We start from the raw sequence: 23,078 nt of genomic DNA on the forward strand, positions 1-23,078 counted from the left end.
GATCCGCCCGACCGCGGCGCGCCGGATGCGGCGGCCGCGGGCGCGCTCGGCGCGCTGGTCGCGTTCACCGCGCTCGAGCAGGCGCGCATCCGCGCGTGGTTCATCGCCCATCCCTATCCGGTGCAGCCGCTGCCGCCCGGCATCGCCCGCAATCTCGCCCGCGGCAGACCGCTGCCGCCGGGGATCGCCAGGCGTTACGCGCCGGCCGGGCTGATCGGACAGCTCGCGCCCCGGCCGGGCTTCGAGGTCCTGGTCGCCGGTGCCTCGATCCTGCTGGTGCACGCAGCGAGCGGGATCGTTCACGACATCCTGAGCGACGCGGTGCGCGCCAGATAGCGCGGCAACCCGGCGGCCGCGCCGGCGTTCCCTGCGGATGCAGAGGAGAAGTCCATGACCCTCACATACGCCCCGCCGATCGTGCTCGCCCTGACGCTCGCGCTGGGCGCCGCCGCGCAGGCGCCGACGACCCAGGACCCGCCACCGGTGCCGTCGGTCCAGGTGGTGCCGCCTTCGGCGGCGGTGTCCGCGATCGCCGTGTTCACCACGGCCGAGGCGCACGCGATCCGCGACTACTATGCCGAACATCCCGACCGCGTGGGCGATCCGCCGCCGATCGGCGTCGCCGAGTCGCTGACGCGCGGTGCCAGGGTGAGCGAGCGGCTGAACGCCCGGCCGGTGCCGGCGGAACTGGCCGAGAAGCTCGCCGACCGTCCCGGCCACGAGGTGCTGGTCGCCGGGTCGGTGGTCCTGCTGGTCGAGAAGGAGAGCCGCGAGATCCGCGATCTCCTGCGCGACGCCCTGCCGCCCGCGCGCTGACGCTGACCGGCCTGCCGTCAGGGCATGACGGAGGCGCTGCCGGCCGGTGGCCGGCAGGCCCCCCCGCTGCTATACCCTCGCGCGCCGACCGGGCGGATCTTCCCGGCGGATTGAGGAGTGTTTTCCCAATGGCGCGGCGACGGCAGCTCTACGAGGGCAAGGCGAAGATCCTGTTCGAGGGGCCCGAGCCCGGCACGCTGGTGCAGTACTTCAAGGACGACGCGACCGCCTTCAACGCGCAGAAGAAGGGCGTGATCACCGGCAAGGGCGTGCTGAACAACCGCATCAGCGAGTTCATCATGCTGCGGCTGGCCGAGATCGGCGTGCCGACGCATTTCGTGCGCCGGCTCAACATGCGCGAGCAGTTGATCCGCGAGGTGGAGATCATCCCGCTCGAGGTGGTGGTGCGCAACGTCGCCGCCGGGTCGCTCTCGACCAGGCTCGGCATCGCCGAGGGCACGCAATTGCCCCGCTCGATCGTCGAGTACTACTACAAGAACGACCAGCTCGGGGATCCGCTGGTGGCCGAGGAGCACATCACGGCCTTCGGCTGGGCGTCGGTGCAGGACCTCGACGACATCATGGCGCTCGCCCTGCGCGTCAACGACTTCCTCTCCGGGCTGTTCCTCGGCGTCGGCATCCGGCTGGTGGACTTCAAGCTCGAGTTCGGCCGGCTGTGGGACAACGAGGAGATGCGCATCGTGGTCGCCGACGAGATCAGCCCGGATTCCTGCCGGCTGTGGGATCTCAAGACCAACGAGAAGCTCGACAAGGACCGCTTCCGGCGCGATCTCGGCAAGGTCGAGGAGGCGTATCAGGAGGTCGCGCGGCGGCTCGGCATCCTGCCCGAGGCCGGGGTGCGCGACCTCAAGGGGCCGGAGACGATGCAGTGAGGGAGCGAGGGCCGTGAAGGCGCGCGTCACCGTGATGCCGAAATCGGGCGTGCTCGATCCGCAGGGCAAGGCGATCGGCCATGCGCTCGCCTCGCTCGGCTTCGCCGGCGTGGGCGAGGTGCGCGCGGGCAAGGTGATCGAGCTCGAACTCGCCGAGACCGACCCGGCGCGCGCGAAGGAGACCGCGGAGGAGATGGCGCGCAGGCTGCTGGCGAACACGGTGATCGAGAGCTTCTGCGTCGAGCTCGTCTGAGCCGCCAGTGGCCAAGGCCTCGATCCTGATCCTGATCGCGCTCACCGTGGTGATCGCCTGGGCGATGAGGCGGCGCCGGGCGCCGGTGAAGGGCGGGGTGGTGGCGAGGAAGAAGGCGGCGATCCGGCTCTGGTTCGACGCCGCGGCGATCGCGGTCGGCATCACGCTCGCGCTGCTTGCGGCGATGCACTGGCTCCGCCTCGGATGGACGGCGTGAGCGGGAGGCGCCGCATGTCGGGCGGACGAACGCCGTCGTGAAGGTCGCGCCATGCGCGTGGAGGGGGGCATGAGGGCGGGTGTTGTCGTCTTTCCCGGAACGAACCGCGAGCGCGACATGATGATCGCGCTCGAACGCGCGACGGGCCGCCGCCCCGAGGTGCTGTGGCACCGCGAGACCGCGTTGCCGGCGGGCATCGACCTCGTCGTGCTGTGCGGCGGGTTCAGCTATGGCGACTACCTGCGCTGCGGCGCGATCGCGGCGCGCAGCCCGATCATGCGGCCGATCGCCGAGCACGCCGCGCGTGGCGGGCTGATCCTCGGCGTCTGCAACGGCTTCCAGATCCTGTGCGAGGCCGGGCTGCTGCCGGGGGCGCTCCTGCGCAACGCGGGGATGCGCTTCCTCTCGATGGAGTGCCGCATGCGCGTCGAGCGCACCGACACGCCCTTCACCGCGCACTACCAGCGCGGCCAGGTGATCCGCGCGCCGATGGCGCATGGCGACGGCAACTACTTCGCCGACGCCGCGACGCTGGACCGGCTGGAGGGCGAGGGCCGGATCGCGTTCCGCTATGTCGATGCGACCGGGGCGGCGACCGGCGCGGCGGCGCTGAACGGGGCGGCGCGCAACATCGCGGGGATCTATTCGGAGAACCTGCGCGTCTTGGGACTGATGCCGCATCCGGAGGATCTGGTCGATCCGCTGATGGGCGGGACGGACGGGCTGCCGCTGTTCGAGAGCCTGGCGGCGGCGTAGCGCGGATCGCATCCGGCCGGACGCGGCCGGATGCGCGGCGCGATGCCCGCCGGCACGGGCTGGAGCGGTCTGCACCCGCGTGGAGGTGAACCGTTCTGGACGCTTCGTCCGGCGGCAGGGGGGGGCGCATCGACGCGGGCGACGCTGCGCCGGGTCTTGCCTCGCTCCACCGGGCCGGTATCTCTCCGTCATGCGCCCGCCGGTTCCGGCCCTCGCCGTCCTGGTCGCGCTCGCTGCCTGCGCCGTCCCGGACCCGGACCCGGCGCCGGTGGCGGCGGCCAAGCCGCGCGTCTCGGTCCTGGACATCGACGCCGTGCCGCTGCCCTCGCCCGCCGCACGGCCGGTCTATGCGCGCTTCCTGACCTACCCGGCGCCGCGTGCCTTCGCGATCGGCGAGGCGGGCGGGATCGCCTGGACGGCCGGCGCGCCGTCCACCGGAGCGGCGGTCGACCGGGCGCTCGCCGGCTGCCGGGAGGTGAACCGCGACCGGCCCTGCCGGCTCTACGCGCGTGACCAGGAGGTGGTGTGGAACGGCGAGCCCGCGGCCGACCACCCGCCTCCGGAGGGAACCGGCGGGCCGGGCTGGATGCTGTTCGTGCCGGCGGGCACGCTCCATCACGGCCCGGACGGACGGGGCGCGATCCTCTGGACGCACGGCCGGGGCGGCGAGCCGGCCTCGCCGCAGGCGCGCATGCCGCATCCCTTCGTGCAGCGCTTCAACAATGCCGGCTTCGACGTCTGGCTGCTGCTGCGCGAGCCGCGCGCGGACCGCAACTACGACGCCGTGCTGTCCTTCGCCGACGAGACGCTGCGCGAGGCGGCGCGCTGGCTGCGCGAGGCGCAGGGCTATCGCCGCGTGATCGCCGCAGGACAGTCGGCCGGCGGCTGGGCGGCGCTCGCGGCGCTCGACACGCCGGGCCTGCTGGACGGCGCGATCGCGATCGCCGGGGCCGGCTACTACGTCGCGCCCGACGGACGGCGCGGCCTGCTCGACTTCGACGCCCTGCTCGCGCGCGTGCGCGATCCGGCGGCGCCGATCGTCGCGGTGATGTTCGATGGCGATCCGCTGCTGCCGGACCCTGCGCGCAGCGCTGCGGCGATGCGCCGCGCGCTCGCCTGGCGCAGCGGCGCGCTCGTGGTGATCGAGCGTCCCGCGGGTCTGGCCGGCCACGGCGCCGGCGCGGCCCCCGCCTTCAACGATCGTTTCGGCGCCTGTCTGCTGCGCCTGGTCGCCGAGGGCGACGCCGCCGCCTGCCGCGCCGCCGGCGTGCCACCGGCCTGACAGCACCCCGCCCGGCGTGCTAACCCGGCACGCGCAGGAAGGCCGAGATCGGGATGAGCTCAGAGACCACCCGTCGCGTCGTCATCCTCGACGACGGCTACGCCCATTACGACGCCGAGCAGGCGGTGCTCGCGCCGCTCGGGGCGGAGCTGGTGCTGCGGCCATGCCGCGGCGACGCCGAGGCGGTGCGCAAGGCGATGGCCGATGCCGATGCCGTGCTGGTGCGCGAGAGCCCGGTGGATGCGCAGGCGATCGCGGCGACGAAGGCGAAGGTGATCGTGCGCTACGGCGTCGGCCACGAGAACATCGACGGCGCCGCGGCCGCGCGGCGCGGCATCCCGGTCTGCAACGTGCCGGCCTTCGGCACCGACGAGGTCTCCGACCACGCGATCGGCCTGCTGCTGGCGGCGGCACGCCGCATCGTCGAGGCCGACCGGCGCGTGCGCAGCGGTGCCTGGGGCGTGCCGATGGACCGCAAGGTCTATCGCCTGCGCGGCGGCACGCTCGGCCTGATCGGCTACGGCCGGATCGGCCAGGCGGTGCACCGCAAGGCGGCCGCCCTCGGGCTCGCGCGCGTGCTGGTGCACGACCCGTTCCTGAAGTCGCTCCCGGAGGACGTGGAGCCGGCGAGCCTCGAGCGCATCGCGCGCGAGGCCGACGTGATCAGCCTGCACGCGCCGGCCACCAACGCCACACGCCACATCGTCGGCCGCGCCTTCCTCGCCCAGGTGAAGCCGACAGCGATCCTGGTCAATACCGCGCGCGGCGCGCTGGTGGACGAGGCCGCCCTTGCCGCAGCGCTTGCCGAAGGGCGGCTGCTCGCCGCCGGGCTCGACGTCTTCGCGCCCGAGCCGCTGCGCCCCGACAGTCCGCTGCGCGGCCTCGACAACGTCGTGCTGACCGACCACGCCGCCTGGTACAGCGAGCAGGCGATCGCCGACCTGCAACGCGAGGCGGCCGAGGAGGTCGCGCGGGTGCTGCGCGGCGAGGCACCACTCCACCAGGTCAACAAGGATCCCTTCCCCGCATGAGTCATCCGCTGCTGCCGCGCCTGGTCGAGGCGCGGGTGGTCCCGGTCGTGCGCACGCGCACGCTCGAGACGGCGCGCACCGCCGTCGCCTGGCTGCGCGAGGCCGGGTTCCGCACCTTCGAGATCACCCTGACCGTGCCGAACGCGACGGCGCTGATCGCCGAGCTCGCGCGCGATCCGGCGCTGCTGGTCGGCGCCGGCACGGTGCGCACCGCAGCGGAGGCCTATGCCTGCTGCGAGGCGGGGGCGAGGTTCATCGTCTGCCCCTGGAACGAACCCGAGATCGTGCCGGCCGGGCGGCGCTTCGGCGCGCTGGTGATGCTGGGCGCGCTCACGCCCGACGAGGTCGTGGAGGCGCTCGAGGGCTTCGCCGACGTGGTGAAGATCTTCCCCGCCGCCTCGATGGGCGGCCCTGCGCATATCCGCGCGCTGCGCAGCGTCTTCCCCGACGTGCCGTTCTGTCCCACGGGCGGGGTCGAGCCCGGCAACCTGCGCGCCTATCTGGACGCCGGTGCCGCTTTCGTCGGCATCGGCGGCAGGCTGGTGGACGAGACGCTGATCGCGGCCGGCGACAAGGACGCGGTGCAGGCGGCGGCACGCGCCGCGCTCGCGGCATGAGCGTCGACCTGCTCTGCATGGGCGAGCCCATGCTGGAGTTCAACCGCCAGCCCGACGACGGCACGGGCCGCGCGCTCTACCTGCGCGGCTTCGGCGGCGACACCTCGAACGCCGCGATCGCCGCGGCGCGCCAGGGCGTGCGCGCGGGCTACATCACCGCGATCGGCACGGACTGGGCCGGCGATGCGTTCCTGCGGCTCTGGGCCGAGGAGGGCGTGGACACCGCCACCGTGATCCGCGATCCGGAGGCGCCGACGGGCGTCTACTTCGTCGACCACGACGCGCGCGGACACCACTTCACCTTCTATCGCAGCGGCTCCGCCGCCAGCCGCTACATGCCGGCGATGCTGCCCGAGGCGGCGATCCGCAGCGCGCGCATCTTCTACGCCTCCGGGATCAGCCAGGGGATCAGCGCCTCGGCGGCGGACGCAGTGTTCCGCGCGATCGAGATCGCGCGCGCGGCCGGCGTGACGGTCGCCTACGACACCAATCTGCGCCTGCGCCTCTGGCCCGTGGCGCGCGCGCGGGCGGTGATCCACGAGGCGATCACGATGAGCGACATCGCGCTGCCAAGCCGCGACGACGCCGAGGCGCTGACGGGGCTCGCCGATCCGCAGGCGATCGCCGAGCGCTATCTGCGGCTCGGCCCCCGCATGGTCGCGGTGAAGTGCGGCCGCGACGGCGCGCTGCTCGCGACCGCGGACGGAAGGCTGGCGCGCGCCGCGCCGCACGCCGTGGATGCGGTGGACGCCACGGGGGCGGGCGACACGTTCTGCGGATCGTTCCTGGCCAGGATCATCCTCGGCGACGCGCCGGAGGCGGCGCTCCGCTACGCCAACGCCGCGGCCGCGCTCTCCACCACCGGCTATGGCGCGGTCGCGCCGATCCCGCGCCGCGCGGCGGTGGAGGCGCTGCTCGCGCGCTGATCAGCCGAAGGCCCAGCTCTGCGGATCGTCGATCGGCCGGTCGTCGTTCAGCCGCAGGAATCCCCGCACCGTGCGCACCAGCACGAAGACGAAGCTCCAGGCCAGGAACAGGAAGCCCACCAGGAGCCACGTCGTCATCATCCCGACCAGGGCCCAGAGCAGGCCGATCCAGAAGGTGCGGATCTGGAACGTCAGATGCGTGCGCAGCCAGGCCGGTGCCTCGTCGCGCTTGAGATGCGCGATCACCACGCCGACGACGAAGGCGAGGCCGGTGATGAATCCCGCACCGTAGAGCGCATAGACCGCGAACGCGATGGTGCGCGCCCGCCGCTCGGCGTCGTTCGGCGGCAGGGCGCCGCCGGTGCGGGGAACCGACCCGGCCATCACGGGCTCAACGCCAGGCCCGGACGCAGGTTGCGGAAGGGCAGGGCGGAGGGATCGGCCACCACCGGCCCGGGGGCCGCGACGATCAGGATCTCCCTGGCGATCGGCTGGAAATCGGCACGGAAATGCACCGAGGACTTGAGCGCGATGATCGGCACGGTGGCGGGCTCGATGCCGAGATGGCGGAACATCGCCTGGTCGTAGGCCTGCATCTTGCGGCTCGCGACCAGGACGTGCACGCCTCCGGTCTCGAGCAGCGCGCAGGGGCCGAGATCGGCGCGATTGCCGCGCGTCATCGGCCCGGTGCAGGTGAAGCGGCCGTCGCCGAGGCGCTGCACGACGAAGCGGGCACGGAACGGCGCGCCGTCGCTCCGGCCGCCGAGCGCGGCCTCGATCGCCGCTCCCTCGCCGGCGGCATGTGCGGCCGCGGCGGTCGCGGCGTCGTTCAGCACGCCGACCACCGCGCCGGCGGCGCCACCCTCGACCAGCGCGCGCAGGAGCCCGGTGGTGTCGCCGTGGCCGCCGCCGCCGGGATTGTCCTGGGTGTCGGCGAGCACGATCGGCGGCCCGCCCAGCGCGGCGCACGCCTTCGCGTGCCGTACCGCCGCCTCGGGCGTCCAGAGGCGCTGCACCATCTCGGCGCGGCGGGCGACGACCATGTCGTGCAGCCGTGCCGCCGCCGCCTCGGCCGCCGTCTCGGTCGCCGCATAGGCCGTGACGGCCGGGCCGCAGCCCTCGAAGTCGCAGTATGGAAAGCCGAGGCAGAGCGAGAGGTCGGCCGCCCCGGCCTGCTCCGCGACGACCGGGATCGCCGCGTAGAGTTCCTGCATCGGATGGGCGAGCGTGCACTGCGCGGAGAGCGGAACCAGGAAGTCGATCGGCCGGTGCCGCCGTGCCCAGGGGCGGCCATGCGCGATGCGATCGAGCAGCAGGCGCATCGCGCGCGCGCCCGTCTCCTTCATGTCCACGTGCGGATAGGTGCGGTAGGCGGTCAGCACGTCGGCGTGCTCAACCATCGCGCGCGTGACATTGGCGTGCAGATCCAGGCTCGCCGCGATCGGCAGCGCGGGTCCGAGGCGGGCGCGCAGCCGGGCGAGGAGCTCGCCCTCGCCGTCGGGCGCCCCCTCCACCATCATCGCGCCGTGCAGGTCGAGATAGAGCCCGTCGAGCGGCATGGCGGCCGCGGCGTCCTCGACGATCCAGCCGGCGATCGTCTCGAAGGCATCGCGGGTGACCGGGGCGGAGGGCATGGCGATGCCCCAGGCGAGCGGCACGACCGTGTGTCCCTCGCTCTCGGCCAGCTCGCGCGCGCCGGCGGCCGGCACGCGCGTGCCGGCGATCGCCTCCAGCATCGCCGCGCCGCGCGCGAGCGGCGGGAAGCCGCCCGGCTTCTCGAAGGCCGCGAGGTCGGCCGGGAAGGGCGCGAAGGAGTGGCTCTCGTGCAGGAGCCCGGCGATCGCGATGCGCATCAGGCGCGCTCCGCCGCGGCGAGCACGGCGTCGGCGAGCACGCGGCAGCCGGCCTCGGCCCAGTCCGGGGTGATGCTCTCCGCCTCGTTGTGGCTGAGCCCGCCGTGGCAGGGCACGAAGATCATCGCGGTCGGCACCGCGCGCGCGAGATAGACCGCGTCGTGGCCGATGCCGGTCGGCATGTCGCGATGCGCGTAGCCGCGCGCCTCGGCCGCCGCGCGCACGTGGCCGACCAGGGTCGGGTCGAACGGCGTGGCCGGCGCGGACCAGAACGGCGCGACGGTCGCCGCGACGCGCCGCGCGGCGGCGATCGCGCCGATGCGCGTGTGCAGGGCGCGCACCATGCGGTCGAGCCCCGCCTCGTCCGGGTGGCGCAGATCGACCGTGAACCAGACCCGCCCCGGCACGACGTTGCGGCTGTCGGGAGAGAGCGTCAGCCGGCCGACCGTGCCGTTGCCGCCGTGCTCGAGCGCGATCCCCTCCACCGCGGCGATCATCAGCGAGGCGGCGACCAGCGCGTCGCGGCGCATCGCCATGCCGTTGCCGCCATGCGCCTCCGCGCCCGCGACCGTCACCTCGAACCAGGCCTGGGCCGAGGCGCCGGTGACCACGCCGATGATCGCCCCCTCGGCCTCCAGGAGCGGTCCCTGCTCGATGTGCAGCTCGAGATAGGCGGCGAGGTCGCGCGCCCAGGCGGGATCGGCCTCGCCCTGCCAGCCGATGCGCGCGAGCTCGCGTCCGAACACCGCGCCGGCGGGATCGGTCTTGGCGAGGATCTCCTCCTCGGTGAACACGCCGACCGCGACGCCCGAACCCATCATGGGGGGCGAGAAGCGCGCCCCCTCCTCGTTGGTCCAGTTGACGAGCAGGATCGGCGCGCGCGTGCGGATGCCCGCCTCGTCGAGCGCGCGCAGCGTCTCGAGCCCGGCCAGCACGCCGAGCACGCCGTCGAACCTGCCGCCGGTGGGCTGGGTGTCGAGATGGCTGCCGATCGCGACCGGTTTGCGTGCCGGATCGGCGCCCTCGCGGCGGAACGCCATGTTGCCGACGCGATCGACGGTCATCGTCAGCCCCAGCGCCTCGCACCAGTGGCGCAGCAGGTGACGCGCCCTGCCGTCGAGATCGGTGAGCGCCTGACGGTTGCAGCCGCCCTTCGGCGTCGCACCGATGCGCGCCATCTCCATCAGGCTGTCCCACAGGCGCTGTCCGCTGACCGGCAGGTTGTCCATCACGCCGTCTCCGTACCACACCATTGCGCGACCGTCAGAGCAATGGTGCGCGTGATCGCGTGCATGCTGGCAAGCCCCACGCTCTCGTCGATGCCGTGGATGTTCTCCGCATCGGGGCCGAACACGGCGACGGGGATGCCCTGGTAGAGCGCGAAGAACCGCCCGTCGGTCAGTCCCGTCGCAGGGTAGGCGCGCAGGTTGCCGCCACCCACCTCCGCGAAGCTGCGTTCGGCGAGCGCCGCGATCGGGCTTGCGCGGTCGAACGCGCACGGATCGGCCATGAACCCGCCCCAGGACAGCGTGACCTTGGCCCCGCGCAGCGCCGGATCGGCCGCGGCCTCGGCGACGATGCGCTCGATGTCGGCCTTGGCCTGCGCCGCCGTGTAGCCGAGCATGACGCCGACGCGCAGGCCGAGGCGGCACTTCGAGGGCACCGAGGAGTTCCACTCGCCGCCCTCGACCGTGCCGAGATTGACGTTCACCGGATGGTTCACGCCGCGGAACGCGGCGTGCACGTGCTCGGCGCGGTTCATCTCGGCCTCGTAGTCCTTGAAGCGCGCGGCGACCGCCATCGCCGCCTCGATCGCGTTCACCCCCGCCTGCATGTCGCGCACATGCGCCGGCCGCCCCGTCACCGTCACCCAGGCCCAGACCACGCCGACCTCGGCGGTGTAGATCGCCTCGTAGCCGGGGCCGGGCTCGGGGATGATCGCGGCATCAGCCTTCGGCATCGCCAGCATGGTGGCGAGCGCGCCGTTGCCGGTGCACTCCTCCTCGATCACGGCGTGCACCTGCACCTCGGCCGCCGGCGCGAGGCCCGCGCGCGCGAGCGCCTTCAGCGCGATCATGTTCGAGACGAGCCCGGCCTTCATGTCGCCGGCCCCGCGGCCGTAGAGGCGCCCGCCGCGGAGATCGGGCTGGAACGGCGGTGTGGTCCATTCCTCCTCGGCGCCGGGCGGCACGACGTCCACATGCGCCTGCAGCACGAGCGAGCGGCCCTTGCGTTCGCGCGGCCGGTGCAGGCCGACGACATTGTCGCGCCCGGCATAGGGGATCAGCGGCGGCGAGAAGCCGGGATGGTCCTTCAGCCGGTCGGGCTCGGTCGGCACGCGCCGCACCTCGAGGCCCTGCAGGGCCAGCGCGTCGGCGACGAAGTCGAGGCACGGCCCCTCGCGTCCGAGCGTGGAGTCGAACTGCACCAGCCGGCCGAGCAGCGCCGCCGCCTCGGCCTCGAGCGAGGCACAGGCGTCGAGGATCGCGCGCTTGGCACCCGGATCGATCGTCATCGCTCTCCCTCACGCCGCCCGGGCCGGCGGCATCCAGTGCTTGCCGGGAATGGCATCGAGCAGTTCGCGCGTATAGGCGTGGCGCGGGCTGCCGAAAACCTGCGCCGTGTCGCCGAGCTCGACGATCTCGCCCCGCTGCATCACCGCGATCCGGTCGCAGACCTGGGCGGCGACGCGCAGGTCGTGGGTGATGAACAGCATGGTCAGCCCGAGCCGGTGGCGGATGTCGTCGAGCAGCGCCAGCACCTGGGCCTGCACCGAGACGTCGAGCGCGCTCACCGGCTCGTCGGCGATCAGCAGCTCGGGGTCGAGGGCGAGCGCGCGGGCAAGGCCGATGCGCTGGCGCTGGCCGCCCGAGAACTCGTGCGGGTAGCGGTCGATCGCGCCCTCGTCGAGCTGGACGAGGCGCAGGAGTTCGCGCACGCGCGCCATCGCCTCCGGGCGCGGCACGCCGTGTGTCACCGGCCCCTCGGCGATGATGTCGCCGATCTTGCGGCGCGGATTGAGCGAGGCGTAGGGGTCCTGGAACACTATCTGGATGCGGCGGCGATAGGGCTTCATCGCCCCGCGCGAGAGCCGGCGGAGATCGGTGCCGTGGAAGGCGATCGTGCCGCCGTCGGGCTCGACCAGGCGCACCACGCAGCGCGCGAGCGTCGATTTGCCCGACCCGCTCTCGCCGACCAGGCCCAGCGTCTCGCCCTTGGCGAGCGTGAACTCGGCGTCCTTCACCGCGACGACCGTGGTGCCACGCCTGAACAGACCGCCGCCGCGGCGGAAGGTCTTGCGCACGGCCTGGAGCCGCAGCACCTCTCCACCGCCTGTCGCGGCCGCGCGCGCTCTGCCGTGCGGCACGGCATCGATCAGCGCGCGGGTGTAGGGGTGCTCGGGCGCGTTCAGCACGCGCCCGGCCGGTCCCTGCTCGACCACGCGGCCTCGCTGCATCACGGCGACGCGGTCGGCGATCTCGGCGACCACGCCGAAATCGTGGGTGATGAACAGCACACCCGTGCCCTTGTCCTGCTGCAGCTGGCGGATCAGGCGCAGGATCTGCATCTGCGTCGTCACGTCGAGCGCGGTGGTGGGCTCGTCGGCGATCAGCACCGAGGGGCCGAGTGCCAGCGCCATCGCGATCATCACCCGCTGGCGCTGCCCGCCCGAGAGGCGGAACGGATAGGCGCCAAGCAGGGCGGGCGGATCGGGCAGGCGCACATCCTCGAGCAGGCGCAGCACGCGGCCGCGCACGTCGCCGGTCTCGCCGTGCACGCGGAACACCTCGGCGATCTGCTCGCCCACCGTCATCAGCGGGTTGAGCGCGGTCATCGGCTCCTGGAACACCATGCCCAGGCGCCGCCCGCGCAGCTCGCGCATGTCCTCGGGCGGCAGGCGCAGCAGATCCGTGCCCTCGAACACGATCCGTCCGGCGACCACCGGCAGGCCCTCCGGCACCAGCCCCATCACGGCCGAGGCGGTCATCGACTTGCCCGAACCGGACTCGCCGACGACGCAGAGGATCTCGCCCGGATCGAGGGCGAGCGAGACGTCCTCGATCGCATGCGCCCGCTCCCCGCCCGGCGGCAGCGCGATCGTCAGCCCCTCGATCGCGAGCAGGCTCATGCCGGCAGCGCACCGCGCCGGCGCGCGAGCCGTGGGTTGAGCGCGTCGTTCAACCCCTCGCCGACGAGGTTGAGGGCGAGCACGGTGAGGAAGATCGCGATCCCCGGGAACACGCTCATCCACCAGGCAAGGCGGATCACGGAGCGGCCCGAGCCGATCATGAAGCCCCAGGACATCAGGTTGGGATCGCCCAGGCCCAGGAACGACAGCGCGCTCTCGAGCAGGATCGCGGTCGCCACCATCAGCGAGGAGAGCACGATGATCGGCGAGAGCGCATTGGGCAGGATCTCGGTCAGGATGATCGCGATGCGCGATCGCCCCAGAACCTCGGCGGCCTGGACGAACTCGCGCGAGCGCAAGGAGAGGAACTCGGCGCGCACCACGCGCGTCACCGGCGGCCAGGAGACGATCGCGATCGCGATCACGATCGAGCTGATCGATGGCGTGAAGATCGCGACGAGAACCACGGCCAGGACGAACGAAGGGATCGTCTGGAAGAACTCGGTGAAGCGCATGATGGCGTCGTCCACCCGCCCGGCCGCGTAGCCCGCCACCGCGCCGAGCGTGATGCCGATCGCGAGCGCCGCCGCGGTGGAGACCCCGCCCACCAGCAGCGAGACATAGGTGCCGTGCGCGATCCCGGCGGCGACGTCGCGGCCGAGACTGTCGCTGCCGAGCAGGAATCCCGCCTCGCCCGGCGGCATGAACGGGATGCCGCGCATCTCCCACGGGCTGAACGGGAACAGAACCGGGGCGAGGATCGCGGTCAGCCCGATCAGCGCAAGGATGGCGAGTCCGATCACCGCGCCGAGATTGCGGCGGAAGCGGCGCCAGAACTCCGCCATCACGCCACCTCCACGCGCGGATCGACCACGGCATAGAGCAGGTCGGTGACCAGGTTGAACACCACCACCATCACGGCGGTGCAGAAGAACACGCCGAGCAGCACGGCGTAGTCGCGCGCGAGCAGCGCCTCGAAGGCGAGCCGGCCGATGCCCGGCCAGGCGAACACGGTCTCGACCAGGATCGAGCCGCCGACAAGCTGCCCGGCCTGGATGCCGGCGAAGGTGATCACGGGCAGGAGCGCGTTGCGCAGCACGTGCACGCGCACGATCCGCCCCTCGGGCACGCCCTTGGCGCGGGCGGTGCGCACGAAGTCCTGGTCGGCCACCTCGAGCATGGAGGCGCGCGCGAGGCGCGCGTAGATCGCGAGGAAGAACAGCCCGAGCGTCAGCGCCGGCAGGATCAGGTGCTTGGCGACGTCGAGCGCATGGGCGAGGCCTGTCAGATCCGCGCCGACCGTGAACATGCCGAAGGAGGGCAGCCACTCCAGCCAGACCGAGAACACCAGCACCAGCAGGAGGCCCACCCAGAAGATCGGCGTGGCGTAGAAGGTGAGCGCGATCACGGTGATCGCGCTGTCGGCCGGCCGGCCGACCCGGCGCGAGGCGGCCACCCCGAGCGCCACCCCGCCGATCAGCGCGAAGGCGAAGGCGGCGCCGGTGAGCAGGAGCGTCGCCGGCAGGCGCTCGCCGATCAGCGAGGCCACGGTGCGCTGCTGGCGGTGGCTGAAGCCGAGATCGAGGGTGAGGATGTCGCGCAGATAGATCAGCAGCTGCTCCCAGAGCGGCCGGTCCAGCCCGAACTGCTCGCGCAGCTGCGCCATGAAGAGCGGATCCGCCGCCCCCGACTGGCCGGCGATCACGCTCGCCGGGTCGCCGGGGGCGAGCCGGATCAGCACGAACTGGAAGACGACGACGCCGAGGATGACGAAGGCCGCCTTGACGGTCCGCTGCGCGAGGAAGGCCGCGAGGGCGCCCGCTCCCATGCCGGGGCGTCAGGAGGCGAAGAACACGTCGTCGAAGCTCGCGTGCACGCCCGTGCCCGTGGTGATCACGTTCCTCAGCCGCTTCTCGTGGATGGTCGGGAAGGCGAGCTCCATCAGCCACACCAGCGGCACATCGGCGACCAGCTTCTTCTGCACCTCGCTGAACAGCGCGCGCCGCTTCTCGGCCTGCGGCTCGTCGCGCGCCTGCGCGAACAGCCTGTCCACCTCCGCGTTGACGTAGCCGGCCGTGTTGGTGAACGCGACCTTCTTGATGTTGCTGCTGACATAGGTGCGCTCGACGCCGAGCGTCGGGTCGCCCCACTGGTAGACGAAGTTGATCGTGGTCTCGAACTCCCAGTTGGCGAGGCGGCGCACCCAGCCGGCGACGTCGGTGCTCTCGAGCTCCACCGCGATGCCGACCTGGCGCAGCGCCTGGCGCAGATACTCCGAGAGCCGGTTCCACACCTCGCCGTAGGGCAGCTGCATCATCTTGATCGAGGCGCGCACCCCGTCCGCGTTCGGCCTGAGCCCCATGCCGTCGAGGATCGCGGCCGCCTCGCGCGGGTTGAAGTCCGGCATCCTGGCCGTCGGATCGTGGAAGCGCGTGGTCGAGGCGATCGGGCTGGTCGCCGGCCGGCCGACGCCGAACCAGAGACGCTGGGCGATGAAGTTGCGGTCCACCGCGTGCGCCATCGCCCGGCGGAAGCGCGCATCATCCAGCGGCTTGATGCGGTGGTTGATCTCGATCCAGGAGAGCGGCGAGAAGAGCTCCCATCCGTCGGTCGCCACCGCCAGGTTCGGCATCGCCTGGAAACGCGGCACGTCGAAGGGCTCGATGTCGTTGAACTGCGTCATCTGCACCTGCCCGGTCTGCAGCGCGAGCGCGCGGCTCTGGCTGTCGGGCACGACGCGGTAGATGATCCCGTCGAGATAGGGCTGGCCCGGCTTCCAGTACTGCTCGTGGCGCGCAAGGCGGATGAAGTTGCCGCGCTGCCACTCGGCGAGCCTGAACGGGCCCGTGCCGATCGGCGTGCTGTTGTTCGGGTTGTTGCGGTAGTCGGTGCCGTCGTAGAGGTGCTTCGGCACGATCGCGCAGGCAGTGACGTCGAAGATCAGCAGGAACGGCTCGAACGGCGCCTTCAGTGTGAACACCACGGTCTTCGGGTCGGGCGCCTCGGCCTTCTCGATCCGCTCGAGGATCGCGCGCGCGCGGGGGTTCACCTCCATGTGGAACTTCGTGACCGAGAAGATCACGTCCTCGGCGGTGCAGGGCCTGCCGTCGTGGAAGGTGATGTTGTCCTGCAGGGTGAAGGTGTAGACGCGCCCGTCCGGCGAGACCGACCAGCTTCGCGCCAGTTCCGGCAGCGGTTCGAGCCTGGGCGAGAGCTTCACCAGGCCCTGGTAGATCTTGCCACCGACGATCAGGGTCGGGCCCTGGTTGTTGACGCCGAGGATCAGCAGCGGCGGTTCGGGCGTGATGATCGTGTTCAGCACCCCGCCGCGCCGCGGCGCGACCCCTTGCGCGCGCGCCTGATCGACCGTCATCAGCATCGGTGCGGCGGCGGCGCCGGCAAGAACGGCGCGACGGCCGAGCGCGGGGCTGCGCGGATCGGTCATCACGGAAGTCTCCCCTTCGTCTGTGCGCTCGAGCAGGCTAGCGCGCGGCGCTGCGGCGCGGCAAGCCGCCTTGCCCCGGCGCCGCCCACTCCGTAGCGTCGCCGCATGGACGTGTTCTTCCACCCCGACCAGATGCTGCACGCGCCGCAGTTCTTCCTGATGCGCGGCCGCGTCGTGCACCATTTCGAGGTGCCGGCGCGCGCCTCGGCGCTGCTCGGCGCGTGCCAGGACGCGGGGCTTGCGATCCACGAGCCGCCACCGCCGGATCGCGCCCTTCTCGAGGCCGTGCACGACCCCGCCTATCTCGCCTTCCTGCGCGAGTCCCATGCGGAATGGCGCGCCCTGCCCGATGCGGGGGCGGAGATCGTGCCCAACATCCATCCGACACCGGAGATGCTGGCGCAGGGTGCGCGCGCCGGCGGGCTGGTCGCGCGCGCGGGCTGGCATCTCGCCGATACCGCCTGCGCGATCGGCGCGGAGACGGACAGGGCCGCCTTCGCCGCCGCCGCCTGCGCCGAGGCCGCGGCGAAACGCGTGCTCGCCGGCGCGACTGCCGCCTATGCGCTGACGCGCCCGCCCGGGCATCACGCCTATGCCGCGCGCGCGGGCGGGCACTGCTACCTGAACAATGCGGCGGTCGCGGCCGAGGCGCTCCGCCGCGGCGGGGTGGCGCGCGTCGCCGTGCTCGACATCGACGCGCATCACGGCAACGGCACGCAGGGCATCTTCTGGACGCGCGGCGACGTGCTGACGGTGTCGGTGCACGGCGACCCGGACGGCTACTATCCCTGGTACGTCGGCCGGGCGGATGAGCGCGGCGCGGGGCCGGGTGAGGGAGCGAACCTGAACCTGCCGCTCGCGCGCGGCACGACGGATGCCGGCTGGCTCGCCGCGATCGACGCGGGGCTTGCCGCGATCCGCGCGTTCCGGCCCGACGCCCTTGTGCTCGCGCTCGGGTTCGACGCCTGCTCCGAGGAGCCGCTCGGCTATCTGCAGGTGAGCGCGGACGGCTTCGCGCGCGCGGCCGAGCGGGTCGCTGCGCTCGGCCTGCCGACGGTGATCACCCAGGAGGGGGGATACGCGGTCGATGCCCTGGGCCGCCTCCTGGCGCGGTTCCTGGCGGGCTGGCGCGGCTGAACCGCGCGTTCACCGCCCACCAGACGAACGCCATCGGAAGCGGCCAAGCCAGGGCCCAGCGATCGAGCCGCTCCAGCGTTTCGGACGAGAGGCGGATCACGCCCTCGTCTTCCAGGAGCAGGGCGAGGGCCGCCGCCAGGCTCAGCGCGGTCGCCGCGGCAGGCCCGCGCCAGCCCCGGCGGGCAAACGCGGCGGCGCTGGCCGCGAGGGCGAATCCGATCGTGAACAGGGCGAACCAGAGGAACGCCTCGAGGCCGGGAGTGAAGATGGCGATGTCGCTCATCGCCCCGGCCGTCACTCCGGGATCGGGCCGACGAGCACCGCATCCCCGTCCACGCGCGCGGCGATCGCCGTCAGGCGCTCGCCGGCGCAGGGACCCTTGAGGCAGAACCCGTCCTCGATGCGGAACAGCGCGCCATGCGTCGAGCACTGGATGTGCTCGCGCCGCGCATCGAGGAAGCGGTCGGGGGCGATGTCGAGCGACACACCGAGATGCGGGCAGGCGTTCAGATAGACCCACACCTTGCGGCCGCGCCGCACCGCGAAGACGCCGGTGAAGCGGCCGGGCGCCGGGTCGAACCCCTTGGCCCCGCCATCCGGGATCTCCTCCAGCCGGCAGAGCTCCCGCTCGGCCATCGCGGCGGTCACGGCTCCCGCCACCCGCCCATGGCGCAGATCGTGCGCCAGTGGGCCGCACTGACCGGCATCACCGAGAGCCGCGACTGGCGCAGCAGCAGCAGCCCTTCGAGCCGGGGGGCCACCTTCATCTCGGCGAGGCCGACGCGCCGGGGGAACGGCCCGACCGTCCTGACATCCACGGCGACCCAGGGGCTGCCGGGCTCGGCGGTGGGGTCCGGATAGGCCTCCCGCACCACCTCGACCACGCCGACGATCTCCTTGCCGACGTTCGAGTGGTAGAAGAACGCCCGGTCGCCGACCCGCATCGCCATCAGGTTCCGCTTGGCGGCGTGGTTGCGCACGCCGGTCCAGGGCTCGACCCCGGCCCTCACTTGGTCGTCCCAGGAGAAGGCGTCGGGCTCGGACTTCACCAGCCAGTAGGCCACGGACCGCTATCCTGCCACCTGCTGGCCGTCCTTGAAGACGATGCGCAGCGGCCGGACGACTACGCTCTCGAACAGCCCGGCCCTGGCATAGGGGTCGTTGGCCGCCAGGGCCTCGGCCTCGGCGCGGTCGGCCACGTCCACCACGTAGAGCGAACCGCGCGGCTTGCCCTCGCCGTCCAGGACCGGGCCGACCAGCACGAGCTTGGCGATATTGGCCTTCAGGTACTCGAGATGGCTCGGCCGGGTCGCCAGGCGCAGCTCCAGGCTGTCGGGCTTGTCCACGCACTGGATGGTGAAGTGCATCGCGGTCCCTTTCCTCACGGGGCTCCACACGCCGGGTTGCGCTTCAATCTGCCCCGGTCGGCCCATATCATCGGGCGCGATGGATGGGAACGCAGCCCCGCGCGGCTCGAGCCTGCACCGCTTCGCCAATCCGGGCCGCTTCATGCGGCTGTCCGGGGCCATGCTGCCGTGGCTGGCGGCGCTGGCGATCGCCGTCTCGGCGCTGGGGCTTGTCTGGGGGCTGGCCTTTGCCCCCCGCGACTGGCAGCAGGGCGACACGGTGCGGATCATGTACGTGCACGTGCCGGCGGCCTGGATGGCGATGGGGGGCTATCTCGGACTCGCGGTCGCCTCGTTCGTCAGCCTGGTCTGGCGCCATCCGCTCGCCGACATCGCCGCGGCCGCGATCGCGCCCGTCGGCGCCGTGTTCACCGCGATCTGCCTGATCACTGGCAGCCTCTGGGGCAAGCCGATGTGGGGCACATGGTGGGTGTGGGACGCGCGGCTGACCTCGGTCCTGGTGCTGTTCTTCCTCTATCTCGGTCACATCGCGCTGACGGCGGCCTTCGACGAGCCCGACCGCGCCGCCCGGCCGGCGGCCATCCTGGCGCTGATCGGCGCGGTCAACCTGCCGATCATCAAGTTCAGCGTCGAATGGTGGAACACCCTGCACCAGCCCGCCTCGGTGACGCGCCTCGACGCGCCGGCGATCCACATGGACATTCTCTGGCCGCTGCTGGTCGCGGCGGCGGGGTTCCTGTTCGCCTTCGCTTCCCTGGTGCTGCTGCGGATGCGCACGGCCATCCTCGAACGCCGTGCGCGCGCGCTGATGCTCGCGCGGGCGGCCGCGGCGCGTCTGCCCGAGGCCATGCCGGCATGAGCGCGTTCCTCGACATGGGGGGCTACGCGGCCTTCGTCTGGCCGGCCTACGCGGTCGCGGTCGGCGCGCTGGTCGCGCTCGCGGCCATCTCGCTGCGGCAGTGGCGCGCGGCCAGGGCCGAGGTGGCGCGGCTCGAGGCCCTGGGCCCGCGCCGGCGCGGCGGAGGAAGCGCATGAGCCGCAAGAGGCGCCGCCTCTGGATCCTGCTGCTCTGCGGCCTCGGCCTCGGCAGCGCGACCGCGCTCACGCTGACCGCGTTCGAGGACAGTCTCGTCTTCTTCTTCTCGCCGTCCGATCTCGCCGCCAAGCCCATGCCGCCCGACCGGCCGTTCCGCGTCGGCGGACTGGTCGAGGCCGGCAGCGTCACACGCAGCACCAACGCCGAGGGGCGGGCGGAGACCGCCTTCCGCGTCACCGACGGCGCGCGGTCGCTCCGCGTCACCTACACCGGCATCCTGCCCGACCTGTTCCGCGAGGGGCAGGGCGTGGTCGCCGAGGGCCGGCTGCGCCCCGACGGCAGCTTCGCCGCGACCTCGGTGCTGGCGCGCCACGACGAGACCTACATGCCGCCGGAGGTCGCGGATGCGCTGAAGCGTGCCGGCCACTGGCAGCCCGGCCAGCCGCCGCCGCCGGCAGCGCAGTGGAACACGCTCAGCCGGCCGGCGGCGAACTGAGGCGATGATCCCCGAACTCGGCCACTACGCGCTCGTCCTCGCGCTCTTGCTCGCGGGCGTGCAGGCGACCCTGACGCTGGCCGGCGCGCGGCTCGGCGAGACGCGCGGCGCGCTGCTGATCGCCGCCGGTCCGCCCACCGCGCTCGCCCAGGCCGGATTCGTCGCGCTCGCCTTCCTCTGCCTGATGTGGTCCTACGCGGTGAGCGACTTCTCGGTGGCGAACGTGGTTCAGAACAGCCACTCGCTGAAGCCGATGCTCTACAAGCTCACCGGCACCTGGGGGAACCACGAGGGCTCCATGGTGCTGTGGATCCTGATCCTCGGCCTGTGCAGCGCCGCGGTGGCCGGGTTCGGCGCCAATCTTCCCGCGACCCTGCGCGCGCGCGTGCTCGGCGTGCTCGGTCTCGTCTCGGTCGGGTTCCTGCTGTTCACGATCCTCACCTCGAACCCGTTCGAGCGCGTCTGGCCGATCCCCGAGGACGGGCGCGACCTCAACCCGCTGCTCCAGGACCCCGGCCTCGCCTTCCACCCCCCCTTCCTCTATCTCGGCTATGTCGGCACCGCGGTCGCCTTCGCCTTCGCCTGCGCCGCCCTGATCGAGGGCCGCGTCGATGCCGCCTGGGGCCGCTGGGTGCGGCCCTGGACGCTCGCCGCCTGGTGCGCGCTCACCCTCGGCATCGCGCTCGGCTCGTGGTGGGCCTATTACGAGCTCGGCTGGGGCGGGTTCTGGTTCTGGGACCCGGTCGAGAACGCCTCGCTGATGCCCTGGCTGCTCGCCACCGCGCTCCTGCATTCCGCGATCGTGGTGGAGAAGCGCGAGGCGCTGAAGGTCTGGACCATCCTGCTCGCGATCCTGACGTTCTCCCTGTCCCTTCTGGGAACGTTCCTGGTCCGGTCGGGCATCCTCAACTCGGTGCACGCCTTCGCCAACGACCCCGAGCGCGGCGTGTTCATCCTGATCCTGCTCGCGCTGACGGTGGGCGGGTCGCTCATCCTGTTCGCCTGGCGCGCGCCGGCGCTCGCGCCCCAGGGCGTGTTCGCGCCGATCAGCCGCGAGGGCGCGCTGGTGCTGAACAACCTGCTGCTGGCGACGCTCTGCGGCGTGGTGTTCGTCGGCACGCTCTATCCGCTGTTCGCCGATCTCGTGCTGGGGGCGAAGATCACGGTCGGCCCGCCCTTCTTCAACGCGACGACCTTCCCGCTGTTCCTGCCGCTGCTGGCGGCGATGGCGGTCGGCCCGCTCCTGCCCTGGAAGCGCGCCGATCTCTGGGCGGCGCTGGCGCGGCTCAGGCTCGCGCTCGCGGTGGTCGCCGCGTTCGCCGTCGTCTATCTCGCCGCCGTCGATCGCGCCGCCCTGCCGCTCCTCGGCTTCGCCGCGGCGCTCTGGGTGGTGCTGGCGGCCGCGACCGATCTCGCCGAGCGCATCCGGCTCGGCGCGGTGCCGTTCGCCGATTCCTGGCGGCGTCTGCGCGGGCTGCCGCGCGGGGCGATCGGCGGCATCGTCGCGCATGCCGCGGTCGGCATCTGCGTCGCGGGCATCGCGGGCAAGGGGATCGCGCCCGAGCGCATCACGCTGCTCAAGCCCGGCGAGACGACGACGATCGCCGCCTACGTGATCCGTTTCGAGGGAACGCGCCCGGTCGCAGGTCCGAACTGGACCGGCACCGAGGGCCGGCTCGTGGTGATCCGCGACGGGCGCGAGATCGGCGTGCTCGCCCCGCAGCGGCGCGTCTATCCGGTCGCGCGCATGAACACCACCGAGGCCGCGATCCGCACCTCCGGCCTTGCCGACCTCTATGGCGTGATCGGCGAGGGCAGCGAGGACGGCGCGACGGTGGTGCGGCTGCACTGGAACCCGCTCGCGCCGTGGATCTGGGTGGGGGCGGTGCTGATGGCGCTGGGCGGCGTGGTCAGTCTCTCGGATCGGCGGCTGCGCGTGGGCGTGCCCGCACGCCGTCGCGCGCCCGTGCCGGTGGCGGCGGAATGACGGCGCGGCGGCTGCTCTTCGCCCTGCCGGCGCTGGTGCTGCTCGCCGCGGCGGCCGGGTTCTGGACGATGCTCGCCGGGATGCAGCGCGGCAGCTTCGATCCGCGCGGCGTGCCCTCGGCGCTGGTCGGCAGGCCGGTGCCGCCGTTCGATCTCGGCGCGTTGCCGGGGTGGAACAAGCCCGGGCTCTCCTCGGCCGACATCGCCGCCGCTGCGCGCGAGGGGCCGGTGCTGGTGAACTTCTTCGCCTCCTGGTGCGTGCCCTGCCTGGTCGAGCATCCGCAGCTCATGCGCCTTGCCGCCGAGGGCGTGCCGGTGTTCGGCATCAACTACAACACCGGCACGCAGAAGGACCCCGGTGCCACGGACTGGCTGCGCCGCCATGGCGATCCGTACCGGCGCATCGGCGTCGATGCCACCGGCCGCGTGGCGGTGGATTTCGGAGTGTACGGCGTGCCCGAGACCTATCTGATCGACCGCGATGGCTTCGTGCGCTGGCGCATGGCGGGGCCGATCACCGAGCAGATCCTGGCGGAGGAGGTCCGTCCGCTGCTGAGGAAGTTCAAATGAGAGCGGGGGGCCGCAAGGCCCCCCCCGCCCCTCTGGAGGGGGGGGCGGGGGGACGACCGTCGTCCCCCCGGATCCTCTCCCTCGACTGCGCGCTCGCCCGCACCTCCGCCGCCTTCGGCGACGTCTCGGCCGAGGCTCCCGGCGGCCACGGTCAGGCCGCCGCGATCGCGGTCCTCGCCGCCCGGGTGCTCGCCGGGGCGACACCCGACGCGGTCGCCGCCACCATCGGCCCCGGCAGCTTCACCGGCGTGCGCGCCGCGCTCGCGCT

General features: G+C 72.7%; 27 protein-coding genes and 1 pseudogene. 17 read left to right on the plus strand and 11 right to left on the minus strand.

The window, feature by feature from the left end:
* The 10 genes from FK498_RS19260 to FK498_RS09110 all read left to right on the plus strand — a co-directional run.
* On the plus strand, positions 1-336 hold a 336-nt coding region (locus FK498_RS19260; RefSeq protein WP_237560894.1), incomplete at its 5' end, for an anti-virulence regulator CigR family protein.
* Between the two features lie 54 nt (positions 337-390).
* A complete protein-coding gene (locus FK498_RS09070) occupies positions 391-816 on the plus strand; it encodes a hypothetical protein (protein ID WP_141853755.1) in 426 nt (141 codons plus the stop codon).
* Positions 817-944: 128 nt separating this feature from the next.
* Positions 945-1,709 (plus strand): phosphoribosylaminoimidazolesuccinocarboxamide synthase, encoded by a 765-nt coding sequence (gene purC / locus FK498_RS09075; RefSeq protein ID WP_141853757.1) that lies wholly within the window; start codon positions 945-947, stop codon positions 1,707-1,709.
* Between the two features lie 13 nt (positions 1,710-1,722).
* The gene (gene purS / locus FK498_RS09080) at positions 1,723-1,962 is read left to right on the plus strand and encodes a phosphoribosylformylglycinamidine synthase subunit PurS (RefSeq protein ID WP_141853759.1); all 240 of its coding nucleotides are present in this window, start codon (positions 1,723-1,725) and stop codon (positions 1,960-1,962) included.
* A gap of 7 nt (positions 1,963-1,969) precedes the next feature.
* On the plus strand, positions 1,970-2,179 hold the full coding sequence (locus FK498_RS09085; protein WP_141853761.1) for a hypothetical protein: 210 nt from the start codon (positions 1,970-1,972) through the stop codon (positions 2,177-2,179).
* Positions 2,180-2,248: 69 nt separating this feature from the next.
* On the plus strand, positions 2,249-2,935 hold the full coding sequence (gene purQ, locus FK498_RS09090) for a phosphoribosylformylglycinamidine synthase subunit PurQ (protein WP_141853763.1): 687 nt from the start codon (positions 2,249-2,251) through the stop codon (positions 2,933-2,935).
* Positions 2,936-3,125: 190 nt separating this feature from the next.
* A complete protein-coding gene (locus FK498_RS09095; protein ID WP_141853765.1) occupies positions 3,126-4,217 on the plus strand; it encodes a hypothetical protein in 1,092 nt (363 codons plus the stop codon).
* Between the two features lie 53 nt (positions 4,218-4,270).
* Positions 4,271-5,248, plus strand: a complete 978-nt coding sequence (locus tag FK498_RS09100; protein WP_237560895.1) for a C-terminal binding protein — start codon at positions 4,271-4,273, stop codon at positions 5,246-5,248.
* On the plus strand, positions 5,245-5,865 hold the full coding sequence (locus tag FK498_RS09105; protein WP_141853767.1) for a bifunctional 4-hydroxy-2-oxoglutarate aldolase/2-dehydro-3-deoxy-phosphogluconate aldolase: 621 nt from the start codon (positions 5,245-5,247) through the stop codon (positions 5,863-5,865). The genes FK498_RS09100 and FK498_RS09105 overlap by 4 nt, the downstream gene beginning before the upstream one ends.
* A complete protein-coding gene (locus tag FK498_RS09110; protein ID WP_141853770.1) occupies positions 5,862-6,791 on the plus strand; it encodes a sugar kinase in 930 nt (309 codons plus the stop codon). Before FK498_RS09105 ends, FK498_RS09110 begins: the two co-directional genes overlap by 4 nt.
* On the opposite strand, the gene FK498_RS09115 is transcribed toward FK498_RS09110, so the two are convergent.
* From FK498_RS09115 to FK498_RS09150, 8 genes are read right to left on the minus strand one after another with little or no spacing between them, the layout of a single operon-like run.
* The gene (locus FK498_RS09115) at positions 6,792-7,175 is read right to left on the minus strand and encodes a DUF4870 domain-containing protein (protein WP_141853772.1); all 384 of its coding nucleotides are present in this window, start codon (positions 7,173-7,175) and stop codon (positions 6,792-6,794) included.
* Complete coding sequence (locus tag FK498_RS09120) at positions 7,175-8,644, minus strand: M81 family metallopeptidase (protein ID WP_141853774.1); 1,470 nt, start codon at positions 8,642-8,644, stop codon at positions 7,175-7,177. The genes FK498_RS09115 and FK498_RS09120 overlap by 1 nt, the downstream gene beginning before the upstream one ends.
* Positions 8,644-9,873 carry a Zn-dependent hydrolase gene (locus tag FK498_RS09125; RefSeq protein ID WP_141853776.1) on the minus strand — a complete coding sequence of 410 codons (1,230 nt, stop codon included), beginning with the start codon at positions 9,871-9,873 and terminating at the stop codon, positions 8,644-8,646. The genes FK498_RS09120 and FK498_RS09125 overlap by 1 nt, the downstream gene beginning before the upstream one ends.
* The gene (locus tag FK498_RS09130) at positions 9,873-11,159 is read right to left on the minus strand and encodes an ArgE/DapE family deacylase (protein ID WP_141853778.1); all 1,287 of its coding nucleotides are present in this window, start codon (positions 11,157-11,159) and stop codon (positions 9,873-9,875) included. Before FK498_RS09130 ends, FK498_RS09125 begins: the two co-directional genes overlap by 1 nt.
* Before the next feature lie 9 nt (positions 11,160-11,168).
* The gene (locus FK498_RS09135; protein ID WP_141853780.1) at positions 11,169-12,773 is read right to left on the minus strand and encodes an ABC transporter ATP-binding protein; all 1,605 of its coding nucleotides are present in this window, start codon (positions 12,771-12,773) and stop codon (positions 11,169-11,171) included.
* Positions 12,770-13,618 carry an ABC transporter permease gene (locus tag FK498_RS09140; RefSeq protein ID WP_141853782.1) on the minus strand — a complete coding sequence of 283 codons (849 nt, stop codon included), beginning with the start codon at positions 13,616-13,618 and terminating at the stop codon, positions 12,770-12,772. The genes FK498_RS09135 and FK498_RS09140 overlap by 4 nt, the downstream gene beginning before the upstream one ends.
* Positions 13,618-14,601, minus strand: a complete 984-nt coding sequence (locus FK498_RS09145; RefSeq protein ID WP_141853784.1) for an ABC transporter permease — start codon at positions 14,599-14,601, stop codon at positions 13,618-13,620. The genes FK498_RS09140 and FK498_RS09145 overlap by 1 nt, the downstream gene beginning before the upstream one ends.
* A gap of 9 nt (positions 14,602-14,610) precedes the next feature.
* Positions 14,611-16,218: an ABC transporter substrate-binding protein gene (locus FK498_RS09150; protein ID WP_141853786.1), complete on the minus strand. Its 1,608-nt coding sequence runs from the start codon at positions 16,216-16,218 to the stop codon at positions 14,611-14,613.
* A gap of 105 nt (positions 16,219-16,323) precedes the next feature.
* Here FK498_RS09150 and FK498_RS09155 point away from each other — a divergent pair, with 105 nt between their 5' ends.
* Entirely contained in the window at positions 16,324-17,355 is a 1,032-nt protein-coding gene (locus FK498_RS09155; RefSeq protein WP_141853788.1) for a histone deacetylase family protein, read from the plus strand.
* A gap of 294 nt (positions 17,356-17,649) precedes the next feature.
* Here FK498_RS09155 and FK498_RS09160 read toward each other — a convergent pair whose 3' ends face one another.
* Genes FK498_RS09160 through FK498_RS09170 form a run of 3 tightly spaced genes read right to left on the minus strand, consistent with a single transcriptional unit; the run spans position 17,650 to position 18,722 of the window.
* Positions 17,650-18,003, minus strand: a complete 354-nt coding sequence (locus FK498_RS09160) for a Rieske (2Fe-2S) protein (protein ID WP_141853790.1) — start codon at positions 18,001-18,003, stop codon at positions 17,650-17,652.
* A complete protein-coding gene (locus FK498_RS09165) occupies positions 18,000-18,419 on the minus strand; it encodes an EVE domain-containing protein (RefSeq protein WP_141853792.1) in 420 nt (139 codons plus the stop codon). Before FK498_RS09165 ends, FK498_RS09160 begins: the two co-directional genes overlap by 4 nt.
* Before the next feature lie 6 nt (positions 18,420-18,425).
* Entirely contained in the window at positions 18,426-18,722 is a 297-nt protein-coding gene (locus FK498_RS09170; RefSeq protein ID WP_141853806.1) for a YciI family protein, read from the minus strand.
* Between the two features lie 79 nt (positions 18,723-18,801).
* On the opposite strand from FK498_RS09170, the gene FK498_RS09175 reads away from it, so the two are divergent.
* From FK498_RS09175 to FK498_RS09200, 6 genes and pseudogenes are all read left to right on the plus strand, one after another.
* Entirely contained in the window at positions 18,802-19,581 is a 780-nt protein-coding gene (locus tag FK498_RS09175; protein ID WP_141853794.1) for a heme ABC transporter permease, read from the plus strand.
* A complete protein-coding gene (gene ccmD / locus FK498_RS09180) occupies positions 19,578-19,757 on the plus strand; it encodes a heme exporter protein CcmD (protein ID WP_141853796.1) in 180 nt (59 codons plus the stop codon). Before FK498_RS09175 ends, ccmD begins: the two co-directional genes overlap by 4 nt.
* The gene (ccmE, locus tag FK498_RS09185; protein WP_141853798.1) at positions 19,754-20,254 is read left to right on the plus strand and encodes a cytochrome c maturation protein CcmE; all 501 of its coding nucleotides are present in this window, start codon (positions 19,754-19,756) and stop codon (positions 20,252-20,254) included. The genes ccmD and ccmE overlap by 4 nt, the downstream gene beginning before the upstream one ends.
* A 4-nt stretch (positions 20,255-20,258) precedes the next feature.
* Positions 20,259-22,241 carry a heme lyase CcmF/NrfE family subunit gene (locus tag FK498_RS09190; protein ID WP_141853800.1) on the plus strand — a complete coding sequence of 661 codons (1,983 nt, stop codon included), beginning with the start codon at positions 20,259-20,261 and terminating at the stop codon, positions 22,239-22,241.
* The gene (locus FK498_RS09195) at positions 22,238-22,810 is read left to right on the plus strand and encodes a DsbE family thiol:disulfide interchange protein (protein ID WP_141853802.1); all 573 of its coding nucleotides are present in this window, start codon (positions 22,238-22,240) and stop codon (positions 22,808-22,810) included. Before FK498_RS09190 ends, FK498_RS09195 begins: the two co-directional genes overlap by 4 nt.
* Positions 22,807-23,078: pseudogene (locus FK498_RS09200) on the plus strand (hypothetical protein); the annotation flags it as partial. The gene FK498_RS09195 and the pseudogene FK498_RS09200, both read left to right, overlap by 4 nt.

It is taken from the genome of Elioraea sp. Yellowstone (genome assembly GCF_006704265.1).
Classification (GTDB): domain Bacteria; phylum Pseudomonadota; class Alphaproteobacteria; order Acetobacterales; family Acetobacteraceae; genus Elioraea.

Excerpts from the sequence above, each read along its gene's own strand:
- ccmD (WP_141853796.1), top strand. The coding sequence starts at position 19,578 with ATGAGCGCGTTCCTCGACATGGGGGGCTACGCGGCCTTCGTCTGGCCG.
- FK498_RS09070 (WP_141853755.1), top strand. The coding sequence starts at position 391 with ATGACCCTCACATACGCCCCGCCGATCGTGCTCGCCCTGACGCTCGCG.
- ccmE (WP_141853798.1), top strand. The coding sequence starts at position 19,754 with ATGAGCCGCAAGAGGCGCCGCCTCTGGATCCTGCTGCTCTGCGGCCTC.
- FK498_RS09190 (WP_141853800.1), top strand. The coding sequence starts at position 20,259 with ATGATCCCCGAACTCGGCCACTACGCGCTCGTCCTCGCGCTCTTGCTC.
- FK498_RS09135 (WP_141853780.1), bottom strand. The coding sequence starts at position 12,773 with ATGAGCCTGCTCGCGATCGAGGGGCTGACGATCGCGCTGCCGCCGGGC.
- purQ (WP_141853763.1), top strand. The coding sequence starts at position 2,249 with ATGAGGGCGGGTGTTGTCGTCTTTCCCGGAACGAACCGCGAGCGCGAC.
- FK498_RS09170 (WP_141853806.1), bottom strand. The coding sequence starts at position 18,722 with ATGCACTTCACCATCCAGTGCGTGGACAAGCCCGACAGCCTGGAGCTG.
- FK498_RS09130 (WP_141853778.1), bottom strand. The coding sequence starts at position 11,159 with ATGACGATCGATCCGGGTGCCAAGCGCGCGATCCTCGACGCCTGTGCC.
- FK498_RS09105 (WP_141853767.1), top strand. The coding sequence starts at position 5,245 with ATGAGTCATCCGCTGCTGCCGCGCCTGGTCGAGGCGCGGGTGGTCCCG.
- FK498_RS09110 (WP_141853770.1), top strand. The coding sequence starts at position 5,862 with ATGAGCGTCGACCTGCTCTGCATGGGCGAGCCCATGCTGGAGTTCAAC.
- FK498_RS09155 (WP_141853788.1), top strand. The coding sequence starts at position 16,324 with ATGGACGTGTTCTTCCACCCCGACCAGATGCTGCACGCGCCGCAGTTC.
- FK498_RS09115 (WP_141853772.1), bottom strand. The coding sequence starts at position 7,175 with ATGGCCGGGTCGGTTCCCCGCACCGGCGGCGCCCTGCCGCCGAACGAC.
- FK498_RS09100 (WP_237560895.1), top strand. The coding sequence starts at position 4,271 with ATGAGCTCAGAGACCACCCGTCGCGTCGTCATCCTCGACGACGGCTAC.
- FK498_RS09140 (WP_141853782.1), bottom strand. The coding sequence starts at position 13,618 with ATGGCGGAGTTCTGGCGCCGCTTCCGCCGCAATCTCGGCGCGGTGATC.
- purC (WP_141853757.1), top strand. The coding sequence starts at position 945 with ATGGCGCGGCGACGGCAGCTCTACGAGGGCAAGGCGAAGATCCTGTTC.
- FK498_RS09120 (WP_141853774.1), bottom strand. The coding sequence starts at position 8,644 with ATGCGCATCGCGATCGCCGGGCTCCTGCACGAGAGCCACTCCTTCGCG.
- FK498_RS09150 (WP_141853786.1), bottom strand. The coding sequence starts at position 16,218 with ATGACCGATCCGCGCAGCCCCGCGCTCGGCCGTCGCGCCGTTCTTGCC.
- FK498_RS09195 (WP_141853802.1), top strand. The coding sequence starts at position 22,238 with ATGACGGCGCGGCGGCTGCTCTTCGCCCTGCCGGCGCTGGTGCTGCTC.
- FK498_RS09095 (WP_141853765.1), top strand. The coding sequence starts at position 3,126 with ATGCGCCCGCCGGTTCCGGCCCTCGCCGTCCTGGTCGCGCTCGCTGCC.
- FK498_RS09145 (WP_141853784.1), bottom strand. The coding sequence starts at position 14,601 with ATGGGAGCGGGCGCCCTCGCGGCCTTCCTCGCGCAGCGGACCGTCAAG.
- FK498_RS09125 (WP_141853776.1), bottom strand. The coding sequence starts at position 9,873 with ATGGACAACCTGCCGGTCAGCGGACAGCGCCTGTGGGACAGCCTGATG.
- FK498_RS09175 (WP_141853794.1), top strand. The coding sequence starts at position 18,802 with ATGGATGGGAACGCAGCCCCGCGCGGCTCGAGCCTGCACCGCTTCGCC.